Here is a 1,515-nt window from a genome sequence, read left to right as displayed (position 1 = left end):
CTTACCCTCCCCCTTGTGGGGAGGGAGGCTGCGCAGCAGCAGGGAGGGGTCTTTTCGAAGCTTCGATGTTAAGCCTGACGGCGACCAAACATGTAAGCGTTTCCCCTCCCCGTCGCTTCGCTCCTGCCCTCCCCACAAGGGGAGGGTTAAGAAGCTGCGGTCTGCAGCACCCTCCCCTCCCCTTTCCTTTCTGTCATGTCCCAAACCCACCCCCTTGCAAATTTATGATTTGTTAAATATCGTCATTTCAGTAATTGCTGAAATAACAGTTGCAACGGGATAAGCCGATGAATCTACCGCCGCTCGTTCAATCCTTCGTTCTGCACTTCGGCGAAATGGGAAGCCGGTGGGGAATCAACCGCACTGTCGGCCAGATCTACGCCCTGCTCTATGTCTCGCCCGATCCGCTCAATGCCGAACAGATCGTCGATGCGCTGGGAATCTCCCGCTCGAACGTGTCGATGAGTTTGCGCGAATTGCAGGCGTGGAACCTCGTGCTGCTCAAACATCTTCCCGACGATCGCCGCGATTTCTTCACGACGCCGGACGATGTCTGGCAGATTCTGCGTACACTTGCAGAGGAACGAAAGAAGCGCGAAGTCGATCCGACATTGTCCGTTTTGCGCGAAATCCTGATGCAGCAGCCGGCCAGCGACGCAGAACGCCATGCGCAGGCGCGGATGGGTGAGATGCACAGCCTCATCGAGCAACTGACCAATTGGTACGACGACGTCAAGAAGCTTGAGACGGACCGTTTGGCGACCCTATTGACGCTGGGTGCGAAAGTCACAAGACTGCTGGAGGCGAAGGACAAGATCGTATCCCTCGGCAGGTCGAAGCGTTCTCCCGAGAAGGGTTGAAGTGATGGCACCGGCAGCACATTCGTCCTCGATAGCGCTCCGCACGCAGCGTGATTTTGCGGACGACAGCGCAGCGCTGCGGTCCGCGTCATCAAATTTAGCGGAAAAATCCGGGAGTTCTCCTGGCGCTGCACGCGCCGAGAGGGTGGCGCCCATTGTTCTGGTGCTCGCGTCCCTGTTATGGTTACCGCAGGCTTTGCTCCTCGCCACGGGGGTCGGTAGTATCGTTGCCGGCAAAGGAATGGGGAATATCCACTGGCTGGTTCTTGGCGTCGTTGCGATTGGCGTGTTCCGGGCGCTGCTCGATGCATTTGGAAGCCGGCTTGCTTTTCGCGCCGCCCGCGCTGTGTTGTCCACGAAACGCGACAAAGCCGTGGCGGCACTGGCCCGGCGCTCACCGCTGGATATGGAACGGCCGGCCTCCGGTTTCGCTGCGAGTGTGCTGGCCGAGCAGGCAGAGGCCATCGTGCCCTATCTTTCGCGGTTTCGCCCGGCGCGGCTGAAGGCAACGATTGTTCCCATTGGTATTATGCTTTGTGTTCTGCCGTTGTCCTGGGCGGTAGCTATAGTCTTGTTAGTTTCCGCTCCTCTGATTCCGGTTTTCATGGCCCTGATTGGCTGGCGTGCCAAGGCGGCGAGCGAGAAGCAGCTTGTC

2 protein-coding genes are annotated in these 1,515 nt (G+C 58.5%); both read left to right on the top strand.

Features of this window, described 5'->3' with window-relative positions:
* Nucleotides 1-287 precede the first annotated feature (287 nt).
* A complete protein-coding gene (locus ACXJ5O_RS26645) occupies nt 288-860 on the top strand; it encodes a GbsR/MarR family transcriptional regulator (RefSeq protein WP_112531168.1) in 573 nt (190 codons plus the stop codon).
* 4 nt (nt 861-864) lie between these two features.
* A partial coding sequence (locus ACXJ5O_RS26640) for an ABC transporter transmembrane domain-containing protein (protein ID WP_457302534.1) occupies nt 865-1,515 on the top strand: 651 nt, incomplete at its 3' end.

The sequence above is a fragment of the Phyllobacterium sp. P5_D12 genome (assembly GCF_054049495.1).
Note: the sequence above shows the minus strand (reverse complement) of the source record. Positions and strands in the feature narration are given on the sequence as shown.

Excerpts from the sequence above, each read along its gene's own strand:
- ACXJ5O_RS26645 (WP_112531168.1), top strand. The coding sequence starts at position 288 with ATGAATCTACCGCCGCTCGTTCAATCCTTCGTTCTGCACTTCGGCGAA.